Here is an 18791-nt window from a genome sequence, read left to right as displayed (position 1 = left end):
CGCCCCCGGGTGGTCGCGTCCGGCGCCGACGGGACCTCAGCGCGCCGGGAGCTCTCCCGGCATCGGGTCGTCCGCGCCCCAGCGCGTGACGCGCAGCCGCCGCGCGTCGGGGCCGGGCAGGGCGTCTCCGCGGTCCAGGGCCTCCTCGGCCGCGGCGCGCAACGACTCCGGGGAGTCGTGCGTCACGCGCACGAACGCGCCGGAGAACGCGTCGAGCTCGCCGCGCGCGATCGCGACGACCATCTCGACCGTACGCTCCACCGGGGTCCACTCGGTGCGGCCCTCGTGCATGACCATCGACGCCGTCATGTCGGTCTGCACGACCCCCGGCGAGACCTCGAAGGTGCGCAGCCCGCGCGCGAACCCGGACCGGTGCAGGTTCGCGCCGAGCCGCAGGAGCGCCGTCTTGCTGGCGTTGTACGCGCTCGCACCGTCCATGTCGTGCGAGCCCGCGCCGCTGTTGAGGTCGACGACGCGGCCACCCCCGCGCGCGAGCATCCCCGGGACGACGGCGCGCGCGAGGAGGAAGGGTCCGCGCACGTTGGTCTCGACGATCGCCCACCACTCGTCGGGGTCCGCCTCCCAGAGCGGCACCTCGGCGTCCACGCGACCCGCGTTGTTGACGAGCAGGTCGACGCTCCCGAGGGCGTCCTGTACGTCCCCGACCGCCGCCGCGACCGCCGCGGCGTCCGTGACGTCCGCCGTGACCACGACCGCGCGCCCCGCACCGCTGTCGGTCAGGGCGCCGATCTCGTCCGCCACGCCCGCGAGCCGGTCGGCGTCGCGCGCGAGGAGCGCGACGTCGACCCCGGCCGCGGCCAGGCCGACCGCGATCGCGCGGCCGATGCCGCGCGACGCGCCGGTGACGAGCGCCGTCCGGGCGGGCGCGACGGTGCCCGCCGCGCCCACCAGGCCCGCGTCGTCAGCGCTCACGCCCGCAGCTCCGCGCCCACGCGCTCGCGCGCGGCCGTCACGGCACCCTCGCGGACGCGCGCGACGTCGTCCGCCGTCAGCGTGCGGTCGGCGGCGCGCAGTCGCAGCGAGAACGCCAGCGACTTGCGCCCGGCGCCGACCTGCTCGCCGGTGAAGACGTCGAACAGCGCGACGTCCTCGACCAGGTCCCCGGCACCGTCGACGATCGCGTCGCGCAGCGCCTGCGCGGTCACGCCGGCGTCCACCACGAACGCGAGGTCCTCCTTGGCGGCCGGGAAGCCCGAGACGGGCGTCGCCTGCACGGGCTCGTCCGACGAGGCGGCGACGACCGCGGACAGGTCGACCTCGAACGCCACCGTGCGCGCGGGCAGGCCGAGGTTCTCCAGCACCTTGGGGTGCAGCTCGCCCGCGTGCCCGACCACGGTCCCGTCCGCGAGCTCCAGGCGCGCGCAGCGGCCCGGGTGGAACGGGGCGCGCGCCGTGTCGGCCACGACGGACACATCGGCGCCCACGTGGAGGCCGGCACGCTCCACCACGAGCCGGGCCGCCGCGAGCGCGTCGGTCCAGTCCGCGGCACGGCCCGCTCCCCACCAGCCGGCGCGCACGCGGCGACCGACGAGGACGCCCGCCACGTGGCGCGGCTGCGCCGGGAGCGACGCGTCGATCGCGGCGAGCTGGTCGTCGGACGGCCGGACGCCGCCCGGCAGCGCGGGCGCTGCGGGCGCTCCCGCCCGCGGGTGCGTCACGAGGCCCACCTCGAACAGCGCGACGTCGCCCAGCCCGCGGCCGACGTTGCGGCGCGCGGTCTCCAACAGCGTGCTCAGGAGGTCGGTGCGCATCAGCGGCCGGTCGTCGGCGAGCGGGTTGAGCAGGCGCAGCGCCCCGCGGCGCTCGTCGTCCGCGGGCAGGCGCAGCGCGTCGAGCTCCGCGTCCCCGACGAACGGGTAGCTCAGCGTCTCGACGAACCCGTCCTCCGCGAGCGCCCGGGCGACCGACCGGCGCACGCGCTGCTCGCGCGTGAGCCCGCGACCGCCGGGAGCGGCGGGCAGCAGGGACGGGATCTCGTCGTAGCCGACGAGACGCGCGACCTCCTCCACGAGCTCAGCGGGCTCCGTGAGGTCGGGCCGCCACGACGGCGGGGTCACCACGAGCACACCCGTGGCGTCCACGTCGTCCGCCTCGACCGTGCACCCGATCGCGCCGAGCGTCCCGACGACCTGCTCCAGCGTGTAGGGCACCCCGACGAGGCGCGCGGCCTCGCCCACGGGGAGCCGGATCGCGGTGGGCGCGGCGACGCGGTCGAGGTCGCTCACGGCCGGGTCCGCGGTCCCACCGCCGAGCTCGACGAGGAGGTCGACCACGCGCTGCGCCGCGACCGCGGGCAGCAGCGGGTCGACGCCGCGCTCGAACCGCTTCGCCGCCTCGCTCGACAGCTTGTGGCGGCGCGACGTGCGCGCGACCGTCACCGGGTCGAAGTGCGCGGCCTCGACGAGCACGGCCGTCGTCGTCGGACCGACCTCCGAGGAGGCCCCGCCCATGACGCCCGCGAGCCCGAGCACGCGCGACGCGCGCGCGCCCTCGGGGCTGTCCGTGATGAGCAGGTCCTCGGGGTCGAGCGCTCGGTCCGCGTCGTCGAGAGTCACCAGACGCTCGCCCGGTGCGGCGCGACGCACGACGATCGGCGCCGCGACCTGCTCGAGGTCGTACGCGTGCAGCGGCTGGCCCAGGTCGAGCATGACGTAGTTCGTCACGTCGACCGCGAGCGAGATCGGCCGCATGCCCGACGCCGTGAGCCGGCGCTGCATCCACGCGGGGGTCTGCGCCGCGGGGTCGATCCCCCGCACGACCCGCGTGACGAAGCGGTCGCACCGGACGACGCCGTGGACCGGCGCCGCGTCGTCCACCTCGACGGGGAAGCCGTCGGGCGTCGCGGCGGGCGGCGGGGTCGGCAGCGAGCCCGGCAGGCCGGGGTCGGTGAAGCGCGCGCCCGTCGAGTGCGAGAACTCGCGCGCGACGCCGCGGTAGGAGAACGCGTACCCGCGGTCCGGCGTCACGTTGATCTCGAGCACCTCGTCACCGAGCCCGAGCAGCGCGACGGCGTCCTGCCCCGGGGTCAGGTCCTCGGCCGCGTACCCGAGCCGCGGCAGCACGATGATGCCGTCGTGGTCCTCGCCGAGCCCGAGCTCGCGCTGCGAGCAGATCATGCCGTCGGACACGTGCCCGTACGTCTTGCGGCTCGCGATGGCGAACGGCCCGGGCAGGACGGAGCCCGGCAGCGCGACGACGACGAGGTCGCCCGGCGCGAAGTTGTGCGCGCCGCACACGATGCCGCGCGCGCCGCCGGCCGGCACGTCGGCGGGGTCGACGCCCTTGATCTCGGCGACGTTGTGCTCCGGGCCGACGTCGACCAGGCACCAGTTGATCGTCTTGCCGTTCTTCTGCGGCTCGGGCGTCATCTCCACGACGCGCCCGACGACGAGGGGACCCGTCACGGCAGCACCGTGGATCGCCTCCTCCTCCAAGCCGACGCGGACGAGGTCGGCGGCGAGCCGCTCGGCGGTGAGCCCCGCGGGCAGCTCGACGTGGTCGCCCAACCAGTCGATGGCGACGTAGGGCATCAGATCTCCGTTCCGAACTGGGCGGAGAAGCGCACGTCGCCCTCCACCATGTCGTGCATGTCCGCGATCCCGTGGCGCAGCATGAGCGTGCGCTCGATGCCCATGCCGAACGCGAAGCCCGAGTACACGTCCGGGTCGACCCCGACGGACCGCAGCACGTTCGGGTTGACCATGCCGCAGCCGCCCCACTCGATCCAGCCGGGCCCGCCCTTCTTCTGCGGGAACCACAGGTCCATCTCGGCGCTCGGCTCGGTGAACGGGAAGTAGCTCGGTCGCAGGCGCGTGCGCGCCTCGGGGCCGAACATCGCGCGCGCGAACGCGTCGAGCGTCCCCAGCAGGTTCGCCATCGTCAGGCCCTCGTCGATCGCCAGGCCCTCGACCTGGTGGAAGACGGGCGTGTGCGTGGCGTCGAGCGCATCGGTGCGGAACGTCTTGCCCGGGCACGCGACGTACAGCGGCACGCCGCGCTCCAGGAGCGAACGCGCCTGCACGGGTGACGTGTGCGTGCGCAGCACGAGGTTCGACGGGGCGTGCGGACCGTCCGGTCCCTCGGCCGGGCCCGCGACGTAGAACGTGTCCTGCATCTGCCGCGCCGGGTGGTCGACGCCGAAGTTCAGCGCGTCGAAGTTGAACCACTCGGCCTCGACCTCGGGTCCTTCGGCGATCTCCCAGCCGAGGCCGACGAAGAAGTCGGCCACGCGCTCCTGGAGCGTCTCCAGCGGGTGCCGCGCGCCCGCGGGCACGCGGTCGACCGGGAGCGTGACGTCCACGGCCTCCTCGACGAGCACGCGCTCGTCGCGCTCGGCCTCGAGCTCGGCCTGGCGCGCGGCGAGCGCCTGGTTCACGCGACCGCGGAGCGGGCCGAGGAGCTTGCCGGCGGTCTTCTTGTCCGCCGGCGCGAGCGAGCCGATCTGGCGGTTCGCGAGCGCGAGCGCGCTGCGGTCGCCCGTGTGCTCGGTACGCACGAGCTTGAGCGCGTCGAGGTCGCCGGCCCCGGCGATCGCGGCGAGGGCGGCGTCGAGCGCGTGCTGGAGCGCGTCGGCGTCGAGCGGGGAGGGAGCGGTCGGGGTGTCCGGGCCGCCGTCCCCCGTGACGGGGGTGACGACGTCGGCGTCAGGGCTGGACATGCGTGCCTTCCTGGCGAGGGCGGGACTGCGGGAGCGGGCGACAGCCCGGGCAGGCATCTGCTCAGAGGTCGTCCCGCGGGGGCGCGGCGCACGGGGCGCGCGCGTGCGCGCGCTCGTGCGCGCGTCGCCGTCATTCTAGGGCGCCCGTCCGGCCCCGGTCCGTCCCGCCGCAGGCGGGAGTGGTGCACGCGTCAGTCGCGCGGGCCCGTGACGGGCCCGGGAAATCGACGACCACCGTGCTTGCTCATGACAGCCATGATGGCACAGGCGCTCGCGCACCGGTCGTGCGCTCAGACGCCGCCGGAGAGCGGCAGCGCCTCGACCGTCCGGTACACGCGACGGCCGGACGCGTCCCCCGGCAGGTCGCCGGACGCGGACTCGACGAGGTGGAGCTCGCTCACGGTCCAGTCGGGCCCCGCGTAGACGGAGAGCGCCGCGGCGGGCCCCGCGAGCGGGTCGCCTGCCGTGCGCGCGTCTGCGTGGGCACCCGGGGCGCGGCCACCGGGGCGCGCACGACGGCGGGCCTGGCGGGCACCTGCGGCCGCGCGCGCCACGGTCAGGTGGGCACGCTGCCGCGGCCGCCGGTCGACGCGGACGCCGGCGTCCCCGGCCGCCTCCGCGACGGCCGCGCTGAGGTCGCGGAGCGCGTCCGCGTCGGCGCCCCCGACGCCGACCCACAGCACCCGCCGGTCGAAGACGCCCGCGCCGCGCAGCCGCAGGGACAGCGGCGCTGCCTCGCCCGCGACCGGGCCGAGCGCGGCCGCGAGGTCGGGGACCGACCCGTCCGGCACGTCCCCGAAGAACGAGACCGTGACGTGCCACAGCTCGGGCGGGGTCCACCGCACGAGCGGGGCGCCGTCCGGGCGACGCGACTCCTGGGCGCTCGCGCCCGACAGCGCGAGCGCGAGGTGGTCGAGCGCCGCGGCGCTCGGGTAGAGCGCGGCGAACAGGCTCACGCGTCCTCGTCCGAGGCCGCCGGACCCCGGGCGGGTCGGTGCGCCCGGCTCGAGGCGTAGAGGCACACCGTCGCAGCCGTCGCGAGGTTCAGGGACTCGGCCCGACCGCGGATCGGTACGCGCACGACGGCGTCGGCCAGCGCCCGGTCCTCCGCAGGCAGGCCCCAGGCCTCGTTCCCGAAGACCCAGGCCGTGGGCGCGGCGAGGTCGACGCGGCGTGTGGTGCCGGCGCCGGTCCCGGCGTCCGCGGTGCCCGCCACGTCGAGCAGGTCGTCCAGGTCCAGGTCCCCCGCGCCGTCGGCCGCCAGGACCGTGAGCCCGGCGCCCCGCAGCGCGGCCAGGGCGTCCCCCAGGCTCACGCCCGTCACCACGGGCACGTGGAACAGCGAGCCGGCCGTCGAGCGCACGACCTTGGGGTTGTGCACGTCCACGCTCTCGCCCGCGAGCACGACCGCGTCCGCGCCCGCCGCGTCGGCGGCCCGGATCACCGTCCCCGCGTTCCCGGGGTCGCGGACCGTCGCGAGCACCGCGACGAGGGCGGGGCGCTCCCTCCCGGGGGCCACCAGCATGCTGACGACGTCCGGGAGCGTCGGCTCCTGCGTGCGGACGACGGCGAGCACGCCCTGCGCGTCGGCGCTCATCGCGGTCAGCACCTCGGCCGTCGCGACGTGGACGTGCAGCCCCGCCGCGCGGGCGTCCCCGACGATCTCCGGATACCGCTCGCCCGCCGTCGGCGTCACGTAGACGTCACGCACCCGGTCCGGCGCGAGCCGCACGGCCTCGCGCACGCCCTGGGGGCCCTCCACGAGGAGCTGTCCGTGCCGCGAACGCGCCGGACGCCCGGCCAGCGCACGGACCGCCTTGACCCGGTCGCTGCGAGGGTTCGTCAGCGTGGGGTCGAGCGGACCGGGCGCCGACCGGGCGTCCGGGGCCGACGTGCGGCCAGGTGAGGTGCCGGTCAGGCTGCGGCCTTCGGCGCGTTGACGTCCTCGGGGAGCGCGTCCTTCGCGACCTGGACCAGCGCGTTGAACGCGGCCACGTCGTTGACCGCGAGCTCGGCGAGCAGGCGACGGTCGACCTCGACACCCGCGGCCTTGAGGCCCTGGATGAGGCGGTTGTACGTCAGGCCCTGCGCGCGCGACGCCGCGTTGATGCGCTGGATCCACAGCTTGCGGAAGTCGCCCTTGCGCGCCTTGCGGTCACGGTAGGAGTAGACGAGGGAGTGGGTGACCTGCTCCTTCGCCTTGCGGTAGAGGCGCGAGCGCTGGCCGCGGTAGCCGCTGGCGCGCTCGAGGGTCGTACGGCGCTTCTTCTGGGCGTTGACCGCCCGCTTCACGCGTGCCACGTGATGCTCCTTGCAGTTCGGGGCTCAGGGGTGAGCCGGTCGGTGGCGGGTCCCGCCACCTGCCGGGTCACTTGCCGAGCAGCTTCTTGATGGTCTTGACGTCGGCGGGCGAGACCACCTGGTCCTGGGCGAGGCGGCGCTTGCGCTTGGTGGCCTTGTGCTCGAGCAGGTGTCGAGCGTTGGCCTGCTCGCGCATGACCTTGCCGGTACCCGTGATGCGGAAGCGCTTCTTGGCACCCGAGTGCGTCTTGTTCTTCGGCATGACTGCCGTCTCTCCTTGTGTCCGGTCAGCCGCCTCGCGGCGGCCGACGTGTTCGGGTCCTGGCCGGTGGGCCCGGACCCCGAGCAGGGTCGGTCTGTGCAGCCGGCCGTCAGCCGGCCTTGCCTCGCGGTGCCGGCTTGGGCGCCGGGCGCGGGGCGCTCGGCTTGGGCGCGGCAGGCTTGGGGGCCGCCGGCTTGGCGCCGGTGGCCGGCGCGGACGGAGCCGCCGGTGCCGGACGGGGCGCGGCGGGCTTCGAGTCCGCGGCCGGTCGGGCAGCAGCGGGACGCGGTGCCGTGGCAGGACGCGGCGCGGGTGCCGATCGCGGAGCAGCAGGAGCCTTCGGCGCGGCCGCCGCCCTCGGGGCGGGAGCGGCCTTCGGTGCGGGGGCGGCCTTCGGCGCGGGCGCCTCCTCCACCGGAGCCTCGACGGACGCGACGTCCTCGGCCGGAGCCGGAGCAGCCTCGACCGCAGGGGCCTCGGTGGTCTCGGAGACCTCGGCGGCCGCGGGCACGTCGAGGTCCTCGACCTCGGTCTCGTCGCCGGTCCGCGCCGCGGCGCGCTGGGCGGACTTCGTCAGCCGGGGCTCGGCCTCCTGCGCCCGCTTGCGCTGCTCGCTCTTGGCGTCGGCCTTCTTCTTCACCGGGCCGAGCACCATGGTCATGTTGCGGCCGTCCTGCTTCGGCATGGACTCCACGAAGCCGAGCTCCGCGACGTCCTCCGCGAGGCGCTGGAGCAGACGCACGCCCATCTCCGGGCGGGACTGCTCGCGGCCACGGAACATGATCATGACCTTGACCTTGTCGCCGGCGGCGAGGAAACGCTCGACGTGGCCCTTCTTGGTGCCGTAGTCGTGCGGGTCGATCTTCAGGCGGAAGCGGATCTCCTTGAGGACCGTGTTCGCCTGGTTGCGCCGCGCCTCACGCGCCTTCATGTCGGACTCGTACTTGAACTTGCCGAAGTCCATGAGCTTGGCGACGGGGGGCCGGGCGTCCGGGGCGACCTCGACGAGGTCGAGGTCCGCGTCCTGGGCAAGGCTCAGGGCAACCTCGGTGCGGACGACGCCGACCTGCTCCCCGCCGGGACCGATGAGTCGGACCTCGGGGACGCGGATCCGATCGTTGATGCGAGGCTCGCTGATGTGATGCTCCTAGGAAGTCGTCGGTAGACCGCCCGGGACGAAGAAGGCCTCCGTCCCTGAGCGCAGGGCGGAGGCCATCAGGTCGGGCCGTCGCACGGGGCGACGACCACGTCGGAGCGGCTCCCGAGGGAGCCGTCCCGGACCAGGACCCGGCCTCTGTCGCGACGTACGTCGACGGTCGAGACCCGGGTGGGATGAGATCCACTTGCGCACTCGCGCACCACCCCGTCGCCCGGAAGCGGACGAGGGGACGCGCACGAGTCGGTCAGCCATCAAGAATAGCAGACGCGAGCAGGGCCTCCGTCCCCGGCGGGAGCCGGAGTCCGGATCTCCTCCATCATTGGAACTCTTCCAGTTTACGTGGTTAGAGTGGTGCCATGACGACAGGAGCGACGCCCGGCGCGGGGACGACCCTCGAGGACGGGCCACGGCGCGCCCGCCACGAGGGCGAGCTGCGCGAGCACGGCCTGCGCGTCACCGCGGCCCGCCTCGCCGTGCTCGACGCGGTCGAGGTGCACCAGCACGCCGACGCCGACGACGTGCTGCGGGCGGCGCGCGCGTCGCTCGGCTCCGTCTCGGTCCAGGCGGTCTACGACGTCCTGCACACGCTCACCGACAAGGGCCTGGTCCGCCGGATCGAGCCCGCCGGGCACCCGGCGCGCTACGAGCGCCGCCTCGGCGACAACCACCATCACGTGGTGTGCCGGGGCTGCGGCGCCGTCGCCGACGTGGACTGCACCGTCGGCCACGCGCCCTGCCTGACCCCCAGCAGCACGTCGGGGTTCCAGATCGACACCGCCGAGGTGACGTTCTGGGGCCTCTGCCCCGACTGCGCGGACTGACCACCCCCGACCCGCTCTCGGGCCTCGCGCACTCGGAGAGCGCCCGTTTTCTCACGAAGATCCTGGTATGAGAACGCCATCCGGGCCGCGACCGCGGCCCACGGAAGGAGACCCATGACCACCCCCTTCACCACCACGAACGCCGGCGCGCCCGTCGCCTCGGACGCCCACGCCCAGACCGTCGGCGCCGACGGGCCGATCGTCCTGCACGACCACTACCTCGTCGAGAAGCTCGCCCAGTTCAACCGGGAGCGCGTGCCCGAGCGCGTCGTGCACGCCAAGGGTGGCGGGGCGTTCGGCACGTTCACCGTGACGAACGACGTGAGCGCCTTCACGCGCGCGGCCCTCTTCCAGCCCGGCACGACGACCGAGATGCTCGCGCGCTTCTCCTCCGTCGCCGGCGAGCAGGGCTCCCCCGACACGTGGCGCGACCCGCGCGGCTTCGCGCTGAAGTTCTACACGACCGAGGGCAACTACGACCTCGTCGGCAACAACACGCCCGTGTTCTTCCTGCGCGACGGCATCAAGTTCCCCGACTTCATCCGTTCGCAGAAGCGCCTGCCCGGCTCGAACCTGCGCGACAACGACATGCAGTGGGACTTCTGGAGCCTGTCCCCCGAGTCGGCGCACCAGGTGACCTGGCTCATGGGCGACCGCGGCCTGCCGTCGAGCTGGCGCCACATGGACGGGTTCGGCTCGCACACGTACCAGTGGATCAACGCGGCCGGCGAGCGGTTCTGGGTCAAGTATCACTTCAAGACCGCGCAGGGCATCGACAACCTCTCGGCCGACGAGGCGTCGCAGCTCGCCGGGTCGGACTCCGACCACCACATCCGCGACCTGTACGACCACATCGACGCGGGCGACTTCCCGCGCTGGACGCTCTCGGTCCAGGTCATGCCGTACGAGGACGCGAAGACCTACCGGTTCAACCCGTTCGACCTGACCAAGGTGTGGCCGCACGCGGACTACCCGCTGGTCGAGGTGGGCGTGATGGAGCTCAACCGCAACCCGGAGAACTACTTCGCCCAGATCGAGCAGGCGACGTTCGCACCGAGCAACTTCGTCCCCGGCATCGCGACGAGCCCGGACAAGATGCTGCTCGCGCGCATCTTCTCCTACGCCGACGCGCACCGGTACCGCGTGGGCACGAACCACGCCCAGCTCCCCGTGAACGCTCCCCACGCGGCGGCCGAGGGCGGTCACTCGTACGCGAAGGACGGCGCGATGCGCTACTCCTTCTCCTCTGCGACCACGCCCGTCTACGCGCCCAACAGCCAGGGCGGCGCACACGCCGACCCGGCGCGCGCCGCCGAGTCGGCGGGCTGGGAGGCCGACGGCGAGCTCACGCGCTCCGCCGCGACGCTGCACCCGGAGGACGACGACTTCGGGCAGGCGGGCACGCTCTACCGCGAGGTGTTCGACGACGCGGCGCGCGACCGCTTCCTCGCGACGATCACGGGGCACGTCGGCGCCGTCCGCAGCGACGAGATCCGCGAGCGCGCGATCGCGTACTGGACGAACGTCGACGCGGCCCTCGGGGGCGCGCTGCGCGTCGCGCTCGCCGCCACCGGCGCGCCCGTCGAGGGTGGCCAGCCCGGCACCGCGGCGGAGCCGGTCCGCGCCTGACCCCGTCGTGGCCGCCCTGCGGGGCGGTCGCACCCACGCCGGCCGTCGCCCCTCGCCGGGGGCGGCGGCCGACGTCGTCCCCAGGAGCGGCCGGCGCCGGCTGCGCTCCCGCGCCCGGGGCCCCCTCCCCCGCCGTCGGATGGAAAGATGGTCGCCATGAGTACCGAGAACGCCGCCGTGCCCGACCCTGCCACCGACGCGGTGCGCGACATCGCCGACGTCGCCGCCGTGGAGGTCATCACGTCCGCGGCCGTCCACCTCATGAGCGCCGCGGCCGTCAAGTGCGGGCTCGCCGAGGACGCGCAGGAGCAGGGCCACCTCGACCTCGACGAGGCGCGCAAGCTCATCAACGCGCTCGCCGCGCTCGTCACGGCGAGCGCTCCGGACATCGGCAACCAGCACGCCCGCTCGCTCCGCGACGGGCTGCGCTCGCTCCAGCTCGCGTTCCGCGAGGCGTCGGTCTACCCCGACGCCCCGGGCGAGGGCCCGGGCGAGAAGTACACGGGCGCCGTGAGTTGAGCACTCCCCCGGTGCCGCCGCCGCACGGGGCGTCCCACGTGCCGCCGCAGGGTCCGCCGCCGTCGGCGGCCCGGCCGGAGAGCGTCCCGCGGGGAACGACGCCGCCCGCCGTCCCAGGCGCACCGTCGTCGGCCGGTGGGCCGCCGTCGTTCACCCCGGCCTCCGCGGCCCCCCGCGCCACAGCCCCCGGCACGTCGCCCGCCGTCGGCGCGGGCACGGTCCCGGCGGCCACCGTCCCCCTCGGAGTCGGCGCACCGAGACTGGACGGAGCGCCGCCCGCCGCCGGGGAGGCGTCGGCGCCGCCGCGCCGCCGCCGCGCCGTGGTGGCGATCGTGGTGCTGTCCCTCCTCCTCGCGGCCGCCCTGGGGGTGGGCGCCTACCTGTGGGTCACCACGACGCGGTGGCAGGAGTCGAGCGCGGACTGGGAGGGCGAGGCCCGCGGCCTCGGCGAGGACGTCGCCCGGCTCCAGACCGAGCTCGACGGCGCGAACGCGGAGCTCGAGTCCGCGCGCACCCAGCTCACCGCCGCGCAGGACCGCATCAGCGACCTCGCCAACGAGAAGGCGCAGCTCGGCGACGAGAACGAGGCGTCCCAGCAGTACCTCGACTACCAGAGCCGGGTCTCCGAGGCGGCGGGCAAGGTCGCCGCCGCGCTCGGCCAGTGCACGACGGCGCAGACCCAGCTCATCGGCTACCTCAACAACCGGGACGCGTACGACCCCGCGGACCTCGAGCGCTTCGCCGACCAGGTGGACCTGCTGTGCCAGGAGGCCACGGACGCGAACGCGCAGCTCCAGCAGGAGCTCGCGGGATGACGCGCCGCAGCACCGCGCCGGCCGCAGCGACCGTCGCCAGGGCCGCCGTCGGGCGCGTCGTCGGGTCGCTCGTCTCGATCTCCCTGCTCGCCGGCTCGCTCGCGGCGTGCGGCGTCCTGCCAGAGCTCCCCGAGCCCGTACCGGACACCGTCGTCCCGTCGCTCGTCGCCCCCGACGACCCCGCGGGGTCCGAGAACCTCTCGGCGGACGGCTTCGACGCCGTCCGCCGCATGGCCGTGCGCATCCGCAACGTGCGCTGCGACGGGCTCTCGACCGGCTCGGGGTTCGCCGTCGACTCCCGGACGCTCATCACCAACAAGCACGTGGTCGACTCGTCGCGATCGCTGCAGCTCCTCACCTACGACGGCCGCGACATCGCCGCGCAGACCGCGAGCGTGGCCGGTCTCGCGGACCTCGCGATCGTCCGGACGTCGGAGGACCTCCCGTCGGCCCCGACCCTCGCGGCGGCCGACCCGGCGCCGGGCGACCCGGTGACGGTCGTGGGCTACCCCGAGGGCGGCCGGCTCACGGTGACGCAGGGCTCCGTGATCGGGACGACGACGGACCCGTTGCACGAGAACCTCGGGGAGGTGCTCGTCACCGACGCCCCGGTCGAGCCCGGGAGCTCCGGCTCCGCCGCGCTCAACGACGCCGGCGAGGTGATCGGCGTCGTCTACGCGAAGACGTCGACCGACAAGTCGCTGCTCGTCCCGGTGAGCACGCTCCAGACGATGCTCGGCGACGAGTCGGCGTTCACGGCCCTCCCGGAGTGCGACGCCTGACCACCCCTGCAGCGGAGCCCGTCGGGGCGGTGCGGCGGCCCGGCACGACCCGCCGCACCGCACCCCGCGCGCACCCGGGAGCGCAGGTCTACCCTTCCTGCCATGAGCACACACGCGAGCTCGGACACGTCCCCGGTCGACCCGGCGCACATCACCCACGCAGCACGCGACACGCTCACCGTGCGTCGCGTCTTCGGAGAGTCCTACGAGCGCGACGGCACGCTCGTCATCCCCGTCGCGACCGTCTGGGGCGGCACCGGCTCGGGCTGGGGCTCCGGCGCGGGAGAGCTGTCCGGCAAGGGGGCTGCCGACTGGCGTCGCCGCATCGGGGCCGCGTCCGCGCCCGCGGAGGGCGAGGAGGCCGCGACACCGAGCACGGGCGCGTCGTCCGACCCCGGGTCCGGCAACGCCGGCGGCGAGGCGGGCGGGGAGGGCTCGGGGGGCGGGGGCGGCTTCGGGGTCCGTGTCGTCGCCAAGGGCGTCTACGTCGTCGACGACGCGGGCGTGCGCTGGCAGCCCGCGCTCGACCTCAACCGCGTGATCCTCGGCGGGCAGGCCCTCGGCGCCGTCGTCGCGTTCTCGGCCGCGCTCGCGTGGGGCCTGAGCCGCCTGCGTCGTCGCTGACCCGCGGGGGTCAGTCCGCCCGGCCGACCCGCAGCTCGAGGCCGTCCACGCGCTCGGACACGACGGCGTCGTTCGCGAGCGCGCCGTTGACCTGCCCGAGCACGGCGTCGAGGCCCGCCCGGTCCAGCCCGGCGTCGATGCGCAGCACGACGGCGACCTCCGCGCGCCGCCCGGGCTCCGCCCACGCCCGCGCGACGTGCGGGATCCCGGCGAGCGCAGCCTGGACCGCGGCCAGCACCTCGGGGTCCACCGCGTCGTCGACGACCGCCGGCGACCAGTCCTTGCCCTGGGCGAGCGCCCACACGGCCGGGCGCGGCACGAGCGCGGTCACGGGGCCGCCCGGGTCGAGGACGAGCAGCGACCAGTCCTCGCTCACGGCGGACAGCGCCGCGCGGCGCGCGTCCACGGGGACGGGCCGCGCGCTCGCGCGCCACGCCGCCATCGCCGCGACGGAGGTGAACACCGGGAGCGCACGGCGCCCGTCGGGCGCCTCGATCGCGACGACGCCTGCCGAGGCCTCCTTGTCGACGGTGTGCCCGTGCTCTCCCTCGCCCGCGCTCTCGAGCTCGGCCAGGATCGGGACGAGGACGCGCGTCTCGCCGAGCCGCGCGACGACGTCGGCCAGCAGGGCCGAGCCCGCGGCGTAGGCGGCGAGCAGCGCGGACAGCGCCGGGTCGGCCGACCCGTCGTCGCCCGCGAAGCCGGAGGACGGCGGCAGCGCCTTCCCCGCGGGGTCCGGGCCCGTCGTCACGGCCGGCCCGCGACGTCGAGCGCCTGGGGCAGCGTGAACGCGCCCGCGTAGAGGGCCTTGCCCACGATCGCGCCCTCGACGCCCGCGGGGACGAGCGCGCGCAGCGCCTCGAGGTCGGCGAGGCTGGAGATGCCGCCCGACGCGACGACCGGCGCCTCCGTGCGCGCCGCGACGTCGCGCAGGAGGTCGATGTTCGGCCCGCGCAGCGTGCCGTCCTTGGTCACGTCCGTGACGACGTAGCGCGCGCACCCGGCGGCCTCGAGGCGGTCGAGGACCTCCCACAGGTCGCCGCCCTCCTGCGTCCACCCGCGCGCGGCGAGCGTGGTGCCGCGCACGTCGAGGCCGACGGCGATCGCGTCGCCGTGCTCGGCGATGACCTTCGCCGTCCACTCGGGGTTCTCGAGCGCCGCGGTGCCGAGGTTGACGCGGCGCGCGCCCGTGGCGAGCGCACGCTCGAGCGACGCGTCGTCGCGGATCCCGCCGGAGAGCTCGACCTGGACGTCGAGGCGCGCGACGACGTCGGCGAGCAGCTCCGCGTTGGAGCCGCGGCCGAACGCGGCGTCGAGGTCCACGAGGTGGATCCACTCCGCACCGCCCGACTGCCAGTCGAGCGCGGCGGCGAGCGGGTCGCCGTACGAGGTCTCGGAGCCGGCCTCGCCCTGGACGAGGCGGACGGCCTGGCCGTCGGCGACGTCGACGGCGGGGAGCAGCACGAGGCGGTCGGTCACGGGGTTCTCCATCGGTGTCGGTGGCGCGTCGCTGTCGCGCCGGGTGGTGCGCGCCGGGCGATGTGCACCGGGCGCGCGGTCGGTCAGAGCGAGCGGACCCAGTTCTCGAGCAGGGTCGCGCCCGCGTCGCCGGACTTCTCGGGGTGGAACTGCGTGGCGGACAGCGGCCCGTTCTCCACGGCGGCGACGAACCGCCCGCCGTGGTCGGACCACGTGACGAGCGGGCGCCGGACCGGCGAGTCCGCGGGCAGGTCCTGTCCCGTCGTGAAGGTCCGGGCGGCGTAGGAGTGGACGAAGTAGAAGCGCTCGTCCTCGACCCCGCGGAACAGCACGCTGCCCGTGGGCACGTCGACCGTGTCCCAGCCCATGTGGGGCACGATCTCCGCCTCCAGGCGGTCGACGAGCCCGGCCCACTCCCCCAGGCCGTCGGTCACGGTGCCGTGCTCGTCGCCGCGGTCGAACATGACCTGCATGCCCACGCAGATGCCCAGCACGGGCCGCCCGCCGGCGAGCCGCCGTCCGACGATCTCGTCGCCGCGGACCCCGCGCAGGCCCGCCATGACCGCGGCGAACGCGCCGACGCCGGGGACGACGAGCCCGTCGGCGTCCTGGGCCGCGCCCCGGTCCGCGGTGAGCTCGACGTCCGCGCCGACGCGCTCGAGCGCGCGGACGGCCGAGCGGACGTTGCCGAACCCGTAGTCGAGCACGACGACGGACGGGCGGCGCCCGCCCGACGTCCCGCCGGGTCCTGCCTCGCTCATGCGCCGTCCTTCCGGGCCCGACGTGCGGCGGACGTGAGCAGCCGCATCGCCTTCCAGCGCGAGATGGACGAGCTCGCGACGACGCCGTCCAGGTCGGCGAGCGTCGTCGTGCCGGTGAGCAGGTCCTCGAGCGCCTCGGGCGCGCCGCCGAGCACGAGGCCCGGGGCGAGCTGGTCGCCCGCCGCGCCGTCGGCCCAGCGCGTCATGGTGAGCTGCTCGCCGCTGCGCACGACGAGCACGAGCGGCACGCCCTTGACCAGGGTGGTCAGCGCGGCGGCGGCGTGCGCGGGCGCGTCGCCGGCCGTGTCACGCAGCACCGCGACGGCGCCCACGTCGGTCGGCACGACGTCGGCCTCGACCTGCGCGAGCGAGCACGCCGCGGCGAGCGGCTCGGCCCCGGCGATCTGCGTGATGAGCGCGACGAGGTCCGGCCGCGCCGGTCCTGTCAGGGACGAGAGGTCGTCCGGGATCTCGACGCCGTCCAGCGCGTCGTCGTCGTGAGTGCTCACAGGGCCCCCTTGGTGGACGGGACGCCCTCGACGCGCGGGTCCGGCGCGACCGCGGCGCGCAGCGCCCGGGCGAGCGCCTTGAACTGCGCCTCGACGATGTGGTGCGGGTCGCGGCCCGCGAGGACGCGCACGTGGATGCAGATGCCCGCGTGGTGCGCGATCGACTCGAGCACGTGGCGCGTGAGCGACCCCGTGAAGTGGCCGCCGATGAGGTGGTACTCCTGGCCCTCCGGCTCGCCCGAGTGCACCAGGTAGGGGCGCCCGGACACGTCCACGACGGCGAGCGCGAGCGCCTCGTCGAGGGGCACGGTCGCGTCGCCGAAGCGGCCGATGCCGACCTTGTCCCCGAGCGCGACGCGCAGCGCCTCGCCGATCGTGATCGCCACGTCCTCGACGGTGTGGTGCGCGTCGATGTGCGTGTCGCCCGTCGCGACGACCTTGAGGTCGATGAGCGAGTGCTTGCCCAGCGCCGTGAGCATGTGGTCGTAGAACGGGACGGTCGTCGAGATCTCCGTCCGTCCTGTGCCGTCGAGGTCGAGCTCCACGAGCACGCTCGACTCGGACGTCGCGCGCTCGATGCGCGCGGTGCGCTTCACAGTCCTGCCACCTCCACGAGGGCCTGTCGGAAGGCCCGCATCTCCTCGCCGGTGCCGATCGACACCCGCAGCCAGCCGTCGGGACCAGTCTCCCGGATGAGCACGCCCCGCTCCAACAGGCCCGCCCAGACCGCGTGGCGGTCGTCGAACGTGCCGAACAGGACGAAGTTCGCGTCGGACTCCGCGACCGCGAGCGCGCGCCCGTCCGGGTGCCGGAGCGAGCGCAGCCACGCGACGGTCTCGTCGCGGCGCTCGCGCAGCGCCGAGACCTGCGCGAGCAGCTCCGCCGAGTGCGAGAGGGCCGCGCGGGCGACCGCCTGGGTCACGGCCGACAGGTGGTACGGGAGCCGGACGACCCGGAGCGCGTCGACGAGCTCGCGCGACGCCGCGAGGTAGCCCACCCGGGCGCCCGCGAGCGCGAACGCCTTGGACATCGTGCGCGTCACGGCGAGGTTCGGGTACCGGTCGAGCAGCTCGAGCGCCGAGGGTGTGCCGGCACGGCGGAACTCCCCGTACGCCTCGTCCACGACGACGACCGCCGGCGCCTCGCGCCCGTCGGGCAGCGGGACGCGCACCGCGAGCGCCGCCTCGCACACCGCCTCGACGGTCGCGGCGGGCAGCGCCGTCCCGGTCGGGTTGTTGGGGCTCGCGAGCAGGACGACGGACGGCTGCTCGCGCGCGATCACGTCGCGCGCGTGCTCGGGGTCGAGCGTGAAGTCCTCGGCCCGACGCCCGACGACCCACGTCGTGTGGGTGTCGCGCGCGTACTCCGGGTACATCGAGTACGTGGGCGCGAAGGAGACGGCGGTGCGTCCCGGGCCGCCGAACGCCTGGAGCACGTGGAGCATGATCTCGTTCGACCCGTTGGCGGCCCAGAGCTGCTCGGCCTCGAGCACGACGCCGGACTCCGTGCCGAGGTACGCCGCGAGGTCGGCGCGCAGCCCGAGGAAGTCGCGGTCGGGGTAGCGGTTGAGGCCGGCGGCGGCGTCGCGCACGGCCTGCGTGATCGTCGCGACGACGGCCTCGCTCGGCGCGTGCGGGTTCTCGTTGACGTTGAGCAGGACCGGGACGTCGAGCTGGGGCGCGCCGTACGGCTCGACGCCGGCGAGCTCGGGGCGCAGCGGGAGCAGGGGCCGTCCCGCGACGGAGGGTGGGGTCACCCGGACAGTCTACGAACCGTGCGCGCACCGACGTCCGTGACGTCCGGCACGCGGGCAGCGGCACCTCACGCCACACCCGGACCGTGCGGGGCCGGCCGCCGCTCAGGCCGAGGTGACCTCGCCGCCGTCGACGGTCACGGGCACCTCGGGCAGGGGCGACGGCGCCGGCCCACCGAGCACGGCACCGGTCGCGAGGTCGTAGCGGGACGCGTGGCACGGGCACAGGAGCTCGCCGTCCCCGGGCGCGACCGTGCACCCCTGGTGGGTGCAGATCGCGCTGAAGGCCGCGAACGTCCCTTCCTCGGGCTGCGTGACGAGCAGCGGCGCGCCGTCGACGGTGACCGCGAGCGCCCCGCCGACCGGGACGTCGTCGACGCTCGCGAGCGCCTGCCCGGGCCCGACGACGGCCTCGCCGCCCCCGGAGCCGTCGGCACCGCTCGTGCCCCCGTCCGTCGACCCCGACGGCTCGCCGCCGCCGCACGCCGCGAGCAGGGAGAGCGCGGCGCCCGCGCCCGACCCGGCAAGGACGACGCGCCGCGTGGGCGTCGCCCCGAGCGGGCCGCGCGGGACAGGGTCGGAGCGCGGGGCGTCCTCGGCGGGTACCGCGGGGTGCGGTGCGTCCATGTCCGGCCTCCTTGCGCGGTGCGTGGACGGACGAGCCCTCGACCCGTCCTGGTCGCCCGGCGCGCGCGAGGC

Annotated in this window: 21 protein-coding genes; 6 read left to right on the top strand and 15 right to left on the bottom strand. The window is 75.4% G+C overall.

The window, feature by feature from the left end:
- Nucleotides 1-36: 36 nt before the first annotated feature.
- The 8 genes from NF338_RS15270 to infC all read right to left on the bottom strand — a co-directional run bounded on the left by NF338_RS15270 (nt 37) and on the right by infC (nt 8328).
- Complete coding sequence (locus NF338_RS15270) at nt 37-933, bottom strand: SDR family oxidoreductase (protein ID WP_264031555.1); 897 nt, start codon at nt 931-933, stop codon at nt 37-39.
- Nucleotides 930-3551, bottom strand: a complete 2622-nt coding sequence (pheT, locus tag NF338_RS15265) for a phenylalanine--tRNA ligase subunit beta (RefSeq protein ID WP_264031554.1) — start codon at nt 3549-3551, stop codon at nt 930-932. The genes NF338_RS15270 and pheT overlap by 4 nt, the downstream gene beginning before the upstream one ends.
- Complete coding sequence (gene pheS / locus NF338_RS15260) at nt 3551-4678, bottom strand: phenylalanine--tRNA ligase subunit alpha (protein ID WP_264031553.1); 1128 nt, start codon at nt 4676-4678, stop codon at nt 3551-3553. The genes pheT and pheS overlap by 1 nt, the downstream gene beginning before the upstream one ends.
- Before the next feature lie 290 nt (nt 4679-4968).
- Nucleotides 4969-5634: an RNA 2',3'-cyclic phosphodiesterase gene (gene thpR / locus NF338_RS15255; RefSeq protein WP_264031552.1), complete on the bottom strand. Its 666-nt coding sequence runs from the start codon at nt 5632-5634 to the stop codon at nt 4969-4971.
- Nucleotides 5631-6524: a TrmH family RNA methyltransferase gene (locus tag NF338_RS15250; RefSeq protein WP_264031583.1), complete on the bottom strand. Its 894-nt coding sequence runs from the start codon at nt 6522-6524 to the stop codon at nt 5631-5633. The genes thpR and NF338_RS15250 overlap by 4 nt, the downstream gene beginning before the upstream one ends.
- Before the next feature lie 68 nt (nt 6525-6592).
- Complete coding sequence (rplT, locus tag NF338_RS15245) at nt 6593-6979, bottom strand: 50S ribosomal protein L20 (RefSeq protein WP_024840664.1); 387 nt, start codon at nt 6977-6979, stop codon at nt 6593-6595.
- Between the two features lie 67 nt (nt 6980-7046).
- Nucleotides 7047-7241, bottom strand: coding sequence for a 50S ribosomal protein L35 (rpmI, locus tag NF338_RS15240; protein ID WP_047233980.1), 195 nt, complete (start codon nt 7239-7241; stop codon nt 7047-7049).
- 109 nt (nt 7242-7350) lie between these two features.
- A complete protein-coding gene (infC, locus tag NF338_RS15235; RefSeq protein WP_264031581.1) occupies nt 7351-8328 on the bottom strand; it encodes a translation initiation factor IF-3 in 978 nt (325 codons plus the stop codon).
- A gap of 428 nt (nt 8329-8756) precedes the next feature.
- Here infC and NF338_RS15230 point away from each other — a divergent pair, with 428 nt between their 5' ends.
- The 6 genes from NF338_RS15230 to NF338_RS15205 all read left to right on the top strand — a co-directional run bounded on the left by NF338_RS15230 (nt 8757) and on the right by NF338_RS15205 (nt 13590).
- Nucleotides 8757-9221: a Fur family transcriptional regulator gene (locus NF338_RS15230; RefSeq protein WP_264031551.1), complete on the top strand. Its 465-nt coding sequence runs from the start codon at nt 8757-8759 to the stop codon at nt 9219-9221.
- Nucleotides 9222-9335: 114 nt separating this feature from the next.
- On the top strand, nt 9336-10850 hold the full coding sequence (locus NF338_RS15225; protein ID WP_264031550.1) for a catalase: 1515 nt from the start codon (nt 9336-9338) through the stop codon (nt 10848-10850).
- 147 nt (nt 10851-10997) lie between these two features.
- On the top strand, nt 10998-11369 hold the full coding sequence (locus tag NF338_RS15220; RefSeq protein ID WP_374059024.1) for a DUF1844 domain-containing protein: 372 nt from the start codon (nt 10998-11000) through the stop codon (nt 11367-11369).
- A 332-nt stretch (nt 11370-11701) separates the two neighbouring features.
- The gene (locus NF338_RS15215) at nt 11702-12184 is read left to right on the top strand and encodes a hypothetical protein (protein WP_264031549.1); all 483 of its coding nucleotides are present in this window, start codon (nt 11702-11704) and stop codon (nt 12182-12184) included.
- Nucleotides 12181-12966 carry a S1C family serine protease gene (locus tag NF338_RS15210; RefSeq protein WP_264031548.1) on the top strand — a complete coding sequence of 262 codons (786 nt, stop codon included), beginning with the start codon at nt 12181-12183 and terminating at the stop codon, nt 12964-12966. The genes NF338_RS15215 and NF338_RS15210 overlap by 4 nt, the downstream gene beginning before the upstream one ends.
- Nucleotides 12967-13068: 102 nt before the next feature.
- Nucleotides 13069-13590, top strand: a complete 522-nt coding sequence (locus tag NF338_RS15205) for a hypothetical protein (RefSeq protein WP_253051393.1) — start codon at nt 13069-13071, stop codon at nt 13588-13590.
- A gap of 10 nt (nt 13591-13600) precedes the next feature.
- Here the strand turns inward: NF338_RS15205 and NF338_RS15200 are convergent, their stop codons facing one another.
- The 7 genes from NF338_RS15200 to NF338_RS15170 all read right to left on the bottom strand — a co-directional run bounded on the left by NF338_RS15200 (nt 13601) and on the right by NF338_RS15170 (nt 18719).
- A complete protein-coding gene (locus NF338_RS15200) occupies nt 13601-14341 on the bottom strand; it encodes an SseB family protein (protein WP_264031547.1) in 741 nt (246 codons plus the stop codon).
- Complete coding sequence (priA, locus tag NF338_RS15195; RefSeq protein ID WP_087472915.1) at nt 14338-15069, bottom strand: bifunctional 1-(5-phosphoribosyl)-5-((5-phosphoribosylamino)methylideneamino)imidazole-4-carboxamide isomerase/phosphoribosylanthranilate isomerase PriA; 732 nt, start codon at nt 15067-15069, stop codon at nt 14338-14340. The genes NF338_RS15200 and priA overlap by 4 nt, the downstream gene beginning before the upstream one ends.
- A gap of 83 nt (nt 15070-15152) precedes the next feature.
- Nucleotides 15153-15830, bottom strand: a complete 678-nt coding sequence (hisH, locus tag NF338_RS15190; RefSeq protein ID WP_264031546.1) for an imidazole glycerol phosphate synthase subunit HisH — start codon at nt 15828-15830, stop codon at nt 15153-15155.
- Nucleotides 15827-16339 carry a hypothetical protein gene (locus tag NF338_RS15185; RefSeq protein ID WP_264031545.1) on the bottom strand — a complete coding sequence of 171 codons (513 nt, stop codon included), beginning with the start codon at nt 16337-16339 and terminating at the stop codon, nt 15827-15829. The genes hisH and NF338_RS15185 overlap by 4 nt, the downstream gene beginning before the upstream one ends.
- A complete protein-coding gene (hisB, locus tag NF338_RS15180; RefSeq protein ID WP_021482124.1) occupies nt 16336-16935 on the bottom strand; it encodes an imidazoleglycerol-phosphate dehydratase HisB in 600 nt (199 codons plus the stop codon). The genes NF338_RS15185 and hisB overlap by 4 nt, the downstream gene beginning before the upstream one ends.
- On the bottom strand, nt 16932-18095 hold the full coding sequence (locus tag NF338_RS15175; RefSeq protein ID WP_264031544.1) for a histidinol-phosphate transaminase: 1164 nt from the start codon (nt 18093-18095) through the stop codon (nt 16932-16934). Before NF338_RS15175 ends, hisB begins: the two co-directional genes overlap by 4 nt.
- Before the next feature lie 102 nt (nt 18096-18197).
- Nucleotides 18198-18719, bottom strand: coding sequence for a Rieske (2Fe-2S) protein (locus NF338_RS15170; RefSeq protein ID WP_264031543.1), 522 nt, complete (start codon nt 18717-18719; stop codon nt 18198-18200).
- Between the last annotated feature and the right edge of the window lie 72 nt (nt 18720-18791).

The sequence above is a fragment of the Cellulosimicrobium sp. SH8 genome (genome assembly GCF_025818875.1).
Lineage (GTDB): Bacteria > Actinomycetota > Actinomycetes > Actinomycetales > Cellulomonadaceae > Cellulosimicrobium > Cellulosimicrobium cellulans_D.
The sequence above is the reverse complement of the archived record's forward strand: the minus strand, read 5'-3'. Positions and strand labels throughout refer to the sequence as shown.

What these genes read in the sequence shown, in the direction of transcription:
- pheT (WP_264031554.1), bottom strand. Translation starts at nt 3,551, where the DNA reads ATGCCCTACGTCGCCATCGACTGGTTGGGCGACCACGTCGAGCTGCCC.
- pheS (WP_264031553.1), bottom strand. Translation starts at nt 4,678, where the DNA reads ATGTCCAGCCCTGACGCCGACGTCGTCACCCCCGTCACGGGGGACGGC.
- rpmI (WP_047233980.1), bottom strand. Translation starts at nt 7,241, where the DNA reads ATGCCGAAGAACAAGACGCACTCGGGTGCCAAGAAGCGCTTCCGCATC.
- NF338_RS15230 (WP_264031551.1), top strand. Translation starts at nt 8,757, where the DNA reads ATGACGACAGGAGCGACGCCCGGCGCGGGGACGACCCTCGAGGACGGG.
- NF338_RS15225 (WP_264031550.1), top strand. Translation starts at nt 9,336, where the DNA reads ATGACCACCCCCTTCACCACCACGAACGCCGGCGCGCCCGTCGCCTCG.
- NF338_RS15220 (WP_374059024.1), top strand. Translation starts at nt 10,998, where the DNA reads ATGGTCGCCATGAGTACCGAGAACGCCGCCGTGCCCGACCCTGCCACC.
- NF338_RS15210 (WP_264031548.1), top strand. Translation starts at nt 12,181, where the DNA reads ATGACGCGCCGCAGCACCGCGCCGGCCGCAGCGACCGTCGCCAGGGCC.
- NF338_RS15205 (WP_253051393.1), top strand. Translation starts at nt 13,069, where the DNA reads ATGAGCACACACGCGAGCTCGGACACGTCCCCGGTCGACCCGGCGCAC.
- hisH (WP_264031546.1), bottom strand. Translation starts at nt 15,830, where the DNA reads ATGAGCGAGGCAGGACCCGGCGGGACGTCGGGCGGGCGCCGCCCGTCC.
- NF338_RS15170 (WP_264031543.1), bottom strand. Translation starts at nt 18,719, where the DNA reads ATGGACGCACCGCACCCCGCGGTACCCGCCGAGGACGCCCCGCGCTCC.